Here is a 7,493-nt window from a genome sequence, read left to right on the forward strand (position 1 = left end):
GTTCTGGGCGGGCCGTACTCGTATGTCAACGACGATTGACAACGTCATGGCGTCAACGTACGTTGACATCATGACCGAGGCGACGAACCTGGCGGCAGCCGCGGGCAGCCCCGATCCCGCGGTCGGGCTGCGGGCGGTCCTGGCGCTCCGTCGGTTGCTCGAGCGGCTCGAGGCGATTCAGGTCCGCAGCGCCCGCGACCAGGGTTGGTCCTGGCAGGCAATTGCGGACGCGCTCGAGGTGAGTCGGCAGGCAGTCCACCAGAAACACACCAGGAAAGGGCGGTAGTGGCGATGTTCGAACGGTTCACCGCCGACGCTCGCGCGACCGTCGTGCTCGCGCAGGACGAGGCAAAGTCGTTGCGGGCACCGCGAATCGAGCCGGAGCACCTGCTGCTCGGCATCCTCGTCGCTGCGCACGCCACCCAGCTCGGCGCGCTGCTCGACGATGCGGGCATCACCGCCGAGGCGGTCCGGGCCCGGCTGACCCAGCGGCGCAGTGGTCAGGCGCTCGGAGCCGAGGACGCCGAGGCCCTTCGGTCGATCGGCATCGACCTCGATGCGGTGCGCGAGAGTCTCGAGGCGACCTTCGGTGCGGACGCGCTCGACAACCCAGTCGGGGATTCCGGCGAGGGGCGCGGCTGGTTCGGTCGCAGGATCGGGCACACCCCGTTCGACCCGGCGGCCAAGAAGGTGATCGAACTCGGGCTGCGGGAAGCGTTGGCGCGCAAGGACGATGCCATCGGCACCGAGCACCTGCTGCTGGGCCTGATCCGCGGTGGCGACGACCGGGCGTGCGGCCTGATCGAGGAGCACCTGGCCACTGCGGAACTTCGGCGGCGGGTCGTCGCCCTGCTGGACCGGGCCGCTTAGGGGCGCTGGTCAGAAGGTGCCCGCCGCCTCGACCGGGGTGAAGAACTCGACCACCGGCGGCCCCTGGACACCTGCGCCCGCCGTGATCTCGGCGATCTTGGCGTTGTCGGAGAAGAAGCCCCGGAACCCGTCCGCGGAGTCCCACTCGTCGATCGCCAGCAGATCCCCGCCGCCCTCGACGAACCGGTGATGATGGGCGCCGAGTGCCAGCGCGTCGGTGGTGATCTCCTCGAGCAGCGCGCCGTTGTCGGTGAGGGACTGCTTCGCTGCGGCGACGTCCGCGACGGGGAAACGGGCAATCACGAAGACACTCATGACGATCTCCTTCGCCCCCGGGGGTGGTGTGCCCGTCGTCGACGCCCGGGCTCACCCATTGTCGACCCGACCGGCCCGGGAGTGGAAGGCCTCAGTCGCCGGTTCGCCGTCGCATCGTCACCCGCGGCCACCGGTCGAGCCCGTGCTGCGCCTCGTGGGCCCGGATCTCGCGGAGTCCGGCGGTCAGGTCCGACTCCGGCACGACCGAGAATCCGAGCCGCTCGTAGTAGGGCGCGTTCCACGGCACGGCGGCAAAGGTGGTGAGGGTGAGCCACGGCTGCCCGCGGCCCGCGGCCCACGCGGAGACGGTGTCCACGAGCGCGGCACCGCGCCGTTGCCCGCCGTACCCGGGGTGGACCGACACCTGCTCGAGGTGCGCGCCCGCGTCGATCTCGAGAGCCAGCGCGTAGCCGACCGGTGCCTCGCCGTCGTCGGTGACGCTCACCCAGGCCCGGCCGTCGCGCTGGTACCGCGCGAGCTCCTCGACGGCGAACGGGTCGTCGTCGGCGACGGCCGCCATGCCCAGCTCGCGGAACATCTCCCCGGCCGCGATCTCGATCGCGGCCAGTCGCGGCAGGTCGGCGGCGGTGGCGAGGCGGATCATCCGTTCTTTCTAACGCAACCTGGCTAGTGTTGGCCGGGTGGATGCCACGAGCGTGCCCGAGGGCGTCGGCGGCACCGCCCTGGCGGTGGCCCGCGCCCGTGCGGCCGAGACCGCACGACCGGACCGACTGTTCGCGGATCCGCTCGCTGCGGTCTTTCTCGAGGCGGCGGGCAACCCGGAGCCGCGTGCGCGCGCGGCGATGGAACCGGAGGCCGTGCGGGCTGTGGTCGAGATGTACCACTGGATCGTCGCCCGCACCGTGTTCCTCGATTCCGTGGCGACGACCGCGGTGCAGGACGGAATCGAGCAGGTCGTCGTCCTCGGGGCGGGCCTCGACACCCGCGGCTTCCGCCTCGGCTGGCCGTCGACCGTGGTGCTGTTCGAGGTCGACCGCTCGGACGTGTTCGCGTTCAAGGAGTCGGCCCTGCGGGCGGCGGGCACCGAACCCACCTGCCGGCGCCGGACGGTCGCCGTGGACCTGCGCGAGGACTGGATCCCCGCGCTCGCCGCGGCAGGCTTCGCCCCGGATTCCCCGACGCTGTGGATCGCGGAGGGACTGCTCACCTATCTCGAGGCGGACGAGGTGGATCGGCTGCTGAGCGCGGTGACCGCGGCCTCGGCGCCCGGGTCGAGGCTGGCCGTCACCGCACTGCGGATCGCGCAGGACGAAGTGGGCGCACCGGCCGCGGCCACGGATCCGTTCGAGGACATTCGCGGGCTCTGGAAGCCGCCCGGTCCGATCGACATCGTCGACAGGATCGCCGCGCAGGGCTGGACCGTCGAGGTGTCGTACCCGCGTGACCTGCTGGTCGAGGCGGGACGGGTCGGCGTGCAGGAGGAGCCGACTGCGGCCGGTCCGCGTCTGATCCAGGCCGTTCGAGTCGGGTAGTGCGGCGCGTGGACGCCGCCGATGTGCCAGCATGCACCCATGAGTTTTCTGGTACGTCTGGTGATCAATGCGATCGCGATCTGGCTGGCCGCCGCGTGGGTGAACGGCATCGAGATCGCCACCTCCTCCAAGGGCACCGGGTACGACATCCTGGTGATCCTGTTCATTGCACTGGTCTTCACCGTGGTGAACGCCTTCATCAAACCGTTCGTGCAGTTGCTGTCGCTGCCGCTGCTGATCCTGACCCTCGGCCTCTTCACGCTGGTGATCAACGCCCTGATGCTGTTGCTGACCTCGTGGATCACCGACTCGACCGACTTCGGCATCTCGGTCGACGGTTTCTGGACCGCCGTGTGGGGCGCGCTCATCATCTCGGTCGTCAACTTCGTGCTCACCGCGGTGATCCCCAACAGCAAGTCCTGATTCAAGGCGAGACGGCGCCGGTGTTCGTACGGATACACCGGCGCCGTTCGCCTGTCCTGCGCTGTGTCGGTCAGCCGAGTCCGAGGCCGAGTGCGGTCGCGATGCCCCACACCAGCATGGCCACGCCGGTACCGGCGAGCGCCGGGATCAGCGCCAGCCCCTGGCCGCCGGAGCGGACCGGGGCGTTGGCCTTGACCGCCAACGGAACCGCCACGAGGCCGACCAGCGCCCACGGGGTGCGGGCGACGAGGACGAGCGTCACCACGAACGGCACCACCAGCAGCGCCAGGTGCAGGGTGCGGGTGCCCGCGTCCCCGAGTCGGACGGCCAGGGTGTTCTTGCCGGACTCGGCGTCGGTGGGGATGTCGCGCAGGTTGTTGGCGACCAGAACCGCGCTCGAGAACGACCCGACGGCGATGGCGGCGACCAGGCCCACCCAGTCCACGCGCTCGGCCTGCACGAACTGGGTGCCGCACACCGCGACCAGGCCGAAGAACACGAACACCGCGACCTCGCCGAAACCGCTGTAGCCGTACGGGTTCCGGCCGCCGGTGTAGTACCAGGCGCCGGCGATGCACACCGCGCCCACCAGGATCAGCCACCAGGCCGAGGTGAGCGCCAGCACCACTCCGACGACGGCGGCCAGGCCGAAGCAGGCGAACGCGGCGGTCTTGACCGCGGCGGGGGAGGCCAGCTTGGACCCCACCAGGCGCAGTGGGCCGACGCGCTCGTCGTCGGTGCCGCGGATGCCGTCCGAGTAGTCGTTGGCGAAGTTCACCCCGATGATCAGCGACATCGACACGACCAGCGCGAGCACGGCCTTCCACCACACCGCACCGCCGATCGAGGCGGCCGCACCGGTACCGACGAGCACCGGTGCGATCGCGTTCGGCAGGGTGCGGGGACGGGCACCCTCGATCCATTCGGAGACAGAAGCCATGGGGCGATCCTTTCACCAGCACGGAATCGAGTGGCGGTGAGGCACTAGCATTGGCGCCGGTGCATCCCGTCACGAGTGTCTCCGCAGCGACTGCGCCCGTGGGCCTGCCGATCGAGGTCGCCCTACTGGGTGAGGTCTCCACGCGCCGCGACGGCGTGCTGGCGCCGTTGCCTGGTGCGCGGGCGCGCAGCCTGCTGATCGCCCTCGCTCGCCGGCCCGGTGCCGCGCGCAGCGCGCAGGCCCTGATCGAGGACGTGTGGGGCGAGAGCCCGCCGCGCGCACCGCTCAACGCCCTGCAGACACAGATCTCCCGGCTGCGGGCGGCGCTGCCCGCGGGCGCGATCGAGATGGGACCCGCCGGCTACCGCCTCGATCTCGGCCGGGGCCAGGTCGATCTCACGCTGGCCCGGATGCTCGAGCAGCAGGCTCAGCAGCAGCACTCCGAAGGCGACCACCGCGGCGCGGTCGCGACGGCGCAGCGGGCGCGGGCGCTGTGGCGCGGCGAGCCCGCCGCCGACGTGCCACCCGGTGACCTCGCCCGGGAACTGGCGGACGAGGCGGCGGCGCGGCTGGCCGGGCTGGAGGCGGTCGAACTTGCGGCGCTGGTGGCGGCCGGTGAACTGACCCTCGCGCTGCCGATCGCGCGGGTGGCGGCCGAGCGTGCGCCGCTCGACGAGCAGGCGCACGGGCAGTTGATGGTCGTGTTGCACGGACTCGGTCGGCCCAACGAGGCGCTCGAGGTGTTCGCCGGTCTGCGGGCACGGCTGGCCGACCGGCTCGGCACGGACCCGTCGCCGAGGCTGGTCGAGCTCAACGCGGCCGTGCTGACGGGGCGGCCGCCCGCCGGGGCCACCCGGGTGCGTTCGGATCCGGCGCGGACGACCGGGACGGATGCGCTGCCCGGCCGTCGCGACCACCCCGGCGCGGAGCCCGACCGGGCCGGAGTCCGTCCGACGCCGTCGGCGCTCGGGCTGCGCGCGGCGCCGAACGCGCTGCTCGGTCGTGACGGCGACCTCGCCGCGATCGAGGACCTGCTGACGGCCAACCGGGTGGTCACCGTGCTCGGCCCGGGCGGAACGGGTAAGACCCGAGTCGCGCACGCACTCGGTGGCGTTGTCTCCGAACGTATTCCGGTCGCGCTGGTCGAGCTGGCGCCGCTGCGCAGCGGAGGTGACGTGGTCGCGGCGATCAGCGGCACGCTCGGCCTCGGCGAGGCGGAACTGGCGCCCGGCACCGGCTTGACGCGGGCGCGGCTGCACGACGCACGTGATCGGCTGCGTGAGGCGCTCGCGGCGCGGCGTTCGCTGTTGATCCTCGACAACTGCGAGCACCTGGTCGACGACGTGGCGGAGGTGGTGGCGGATCTGGTGGCGGCGAGCGAGAACCTGACCGTGCTGGCCACCAGTCGCGCCCCGATGGCGATCACCGCCGAGGCGGTGTATCCGTTGCCGCCCTTGGTGATCGACGAGGGAGGCTCGCCCGCGACCGAGCTGTTCCGGACCCGCGCGCTGGCGGTGCGCCCGTCGGCGCAGCTCGACCCGGTCGAGATCGCGCAGCTGTGCCGCACGCTGGACGGACTGCCGCTGGCGATCGAACTGGCGGCCGCGCGGGTGCGCACGATGAGCGTGCCGGAGATCAACGCCCGGCTCGGCGACCGATTCGCGTTGTTGCGGTCGGGGGACCGCACCTCGCCGGAGCGGCACCGCACGTTGCGGGCGGTGATCGACTGGAGCTGGAACCTGCTCGAGCCGGCACAGCGGGCCGCGCTGCGCCGATTGTGCCGATTCCCGGGCGGTTTCACGCTCGCCGCGGCCGCCGAGGTGGCGCAGTGGGGCGAGGTGACCGACATCGACGCCGCGCTCGACGGTCTGGTGCACCAGTCGATGCTGGCCGTGGTGGAGGGGCCGGACGTGCCCGGCCTGCGCTACCGCATGCTCGAGACCGTCCGGGAGTTCGGCGAGGAACAGCTGGCGGCCGCCGGGGAGGCCGACGAGGTGGCCGCGCGCACCGTCGCCTGGGCCGAGGACTTCTGCCGGGACGCGGTGCGCGACTTCATCGCAGGCGATCAGATCGGGACCTCGCGGCGGGTGGAGGCCGAGCACGACAACCTGCTCGCCGTCCTGCGTCATGCGCTGTCCACGGGCCAGGGACGCGCGGCCCTGACGGTGTTCCCGGTCCTGGGTGCGACCTGGTCGATGCGTGGTGCGCACTCCGAGGTGATCGCCCTCGCACCCCGGATGCTCGAGGTCGACCCGCGCCGTCACGGGCTCGAGGTGTCCGGCAACTTCCTGGCGCTGACCTACCTGGTGATCGGCGGGCACACCGCCTTCTCCGGGGTGAGCAGGGCGCTCGCCGTGATGCGCATCCGGCTGCGGTCGATCCTCGCCTCGCGCACCGACATCGACGAGTCGCTGCGGATGAGTGCCACGCTGATGGTCCTGCCGGCATCGGGAAAGGGCATGGCCCGCACGCTCGCTCGCGGTGTCAGATCGGCCGATCCGGGCGCGCGCAGCGCTGCGTACATGGCGCGTGCCAACTTGCGGGAGAACGCAGGCGACCTGCACGGTTCGTGGTCCGACGGCAAGCGCGCGCTGGCCCTCGCCGAGGCGGCCGGGGACGTCTGGGGCCTGGCGATGGTCCTGCAGCACCTCGGCAGCCTCGCCGGGCAGTCCGCGAGATACGACGAGGCGGTCGGGTACTACCGGCGCGGGGCCGACCTGATGTGGGACCTGCACGCCTACGAAGAGAGCACCACCCTGCGCAGCTACATCGCCGCGGCGCTGGTCGGTGCGGGCCGCGTCGAGGAGGCGAGGAGAGAGCTCGCGGCGGGTGGATCGGCCGCCGAGCAGGTGGAACTGGCGGTCGTCGGTGAGCGCGTCACCTTCGCGATCGGCGACGCCAACCAGAGCACCGCCGCCCTCGCGGCGGCCGCGGCCGAGGTGGATCTGGCGACGGGCGAGGTGGACGCGGGCTTGCGCGGCTACCGGCACGCCCTGGAGCTGATCGGCTGGGAGCGCGCGGGGGACAGCCCCGACCCGTTCGGATTGATGCTGGCCGCCGCGGCGGTGGCGGCGCACGTGCTCGCCGGCCGCAGCGACGAGATCGCCGACCGGGTCGACTCGTTCGCGTTGACGGTCGCGACCCGGCTCGGACCCGACGGCTACGCGGACCTGCCGCAGACCGGCGGGGTGGCGTGCGCGGTGGGCAGCTTCGACATCGCGACCGGATCGGACCCGGACGGTGGGCTGAGGCTGGTGGCACTGGCCACCAGAGTTGCTGCTCGACAAGATCTTCCGTCGATGCAGTGGTCGCGGCACCTCGACGCGGCGCGAGCGGCGCTCGGAGCCGAGCGGGTCGAGGCCGAACTGGCGTCCGTCGAGGGGATGCCGCGGCGCGTGGCACGCGCGGAGATCCTCGATGCGCTCCGCGCCCGTGCGTGATCGGTACCCCGA

The 7,493-nt window shown here is 72.1% G+C and carries 8 protein-coding genes; 5 read left to right on the plus strand and 3 right to left on the minus strand.

Going from position 1 to position 7,493, the window contains the following annotated elements:
- The first annotated feature begins 70 nt into the window (after positions 1-70).
- Together ACFXGJ_RS23390 and ACFXGJ_RS23395 are read left to right on the plus strand one after the other, a co-directional pair.
- Positions 71-286 (plus strand): helix-turn-helix domain-containing protein, encoded by a 216-nt coding sequence (locus tag ACFXGJ_RS23390; RefSeq protein ID WP_378625545.1) that lies wholly within the window; start codon positions 71-73, stop codon positions 284-286.
- 5 nt (positions 287-291) lie between these two features.
- Entirely contained in the window at positions 292-870 is a 579-nt protein-coding gene (locus tag ACFXGJ_RS23395; protein ID WP_378625568.1) for a Clp protease N-terminal domain-containing protein, read from the plus strand.
- 9 nt (positions 871-879) lie between these two features.
- On the opposite strand, the gene ACFXGJ_RS23400 is transcribed toward ACFXGJ_RS23395, so the two are convergent.
- Both ACFXGJ_RS23400 and ACFXGJ_RS23405 read right to left on the minus strand, forming a co-directional pair.
- Positions 880-1,185, minus strand: coding sequence for a hypothetical protein (locus ACFXGJ_RS23400; RefSeq protein WP_378625547.1), 306 nt, complete (start codon positions 1,183-1,185; stop codon positions 880-882).
- Between the two features lie 91 nt (positions 1,186-1,276).
- Positions 1,277-1,789, minus strand: coding sequence for a GNAT family N-acetyltransferase (locus ACFXGJ_RS23405; RefSeq protein ID WP_378625551.1), 513 nt, complete (start codon positions 1,787-1,789; stop codon positions 1,277-1,279).
- 37 nt (positions 1,790-1,826) lie between these two features.
- Here ACFXGJ_RS23405 and ACFXGJ_RS23410 point away from each other — a divergent pair, with 37 nt between their 5' ends.
- Both ACFXGJ_RS23410 and ACFXGJ_RS23415 read left to right on the plus strand, forming a co-directional pair.
- Positions 1,827-2,678, plus strand: coding sequence for an SAM-dependent methyltransferase (locus tag ACFXGJ_RS23410; RefSeq protein ID WP_378625553.1), 852 nt, complete (start codon positions 1,827-1,829; stop codon positions 2,676-2,678).
- A 39-nt stretch (positions 2,679-2,717) separates the two neighbouring features.
- Positions 2,718-3,101, plus strand: a complete 384-nt coding sequence (locus ACFXGJ_RS23415; protein ID WP_378625557.1) for a phage holin family protein — start codon at positions 2,718-2,720, stop codon at positions 3,099-3,101.
- Between the two features lie 70 nt (positions 3,102-3,171).
- Here the strand turns inward: ACFXGJ_RS23415 and ACFXGJ_RS23420 are convergent, their stop codons facing one another.
- A complete protein-coding gene (locus ACFXGJ_RS23420) occupies positions 3,172-4,041 on the minus strand; it encodes a 1,4-dihydroxy-2-naphthoate polyprenyltransferase (protein WP_378625560.1) in 870 nt (289 codons plus the stop codon).
- 59 nt (positions 4,042-4,100) lie between these two features.
- Between ACFXGJ_RS23420 and ACFXGJ_RS23425 the strand changes: the two genes are divergently transcribed.
- On the plus strand, positions 4,101-7,481 hold the full coding sequence (locus tag ACFXGJ_RS23425; protein WP_378625564.1) for a BTAD domain-containing putative transcriptional regulator: 3,381 nt from the start codon (positions 4,101-4,103) through the stop codon (positions 7,479-7,481).
- The last annotated feature ends 12 nt before the right edge of the window (positions 7,482-7,493 follow it).

Source organism: Rhodococcus sp. NPDC059234 (assembly GCF_042754225.1).
Taxonomy (GTDB): Bacteria; Actinomycetota; Actinomycetes; order Mycobacteriales; family Mycobacteriaceae; genus Rhodococcus_G.

Bases quoted from the DNA above. Each gene is read 5' to 3' on its own strand.
- ACFXGJ_RS23400 (WP_378625547.1), bottom strand. From the start codon at position 1,185: ATGAGTGTCTTCGTGATTGCCCGTTTCCCCGTCGCGGACGTCGCCGCA.
- ACFXGJ_RS23390 (WP_378625545.1), top strand. From the start codon at position 71: ATGACCGAGGCGACGAACCTGGCGGCAGCCGCGGGCAGCCCCGATCCC.
- ACFXGJ_RS23395 (WP_378625568.1), top strand. From the start codon at position 292: ATGTTCGAACGGTTCACCGCCGACGCTCGCGCGACCGTCGTGCTCGCG.
- ACFXGJ_RS23415 (WP_378625557.1), top strand. From the start codon at position 2,718: ATGAGTTTTCTGGTACGTCTGGTGATCAATGCGATCGCGATCTGGCTG.
- ACFXGJ_RS23420 (WP_378625560.1), bottom strand. From the start codon at position 4,041: ATGGCTTCTGTCTCCGAATGGATCGAGGGTGCCCGTCCCCGCACCCTG.
- ACFXGJ_RS23405 (WP_378625551.1), bottom strand. From the start codon at position 1,789: ATGATCCGCCTCGCCACCGCCGCCGACCTGCCGCGACTGGCCGCGATC.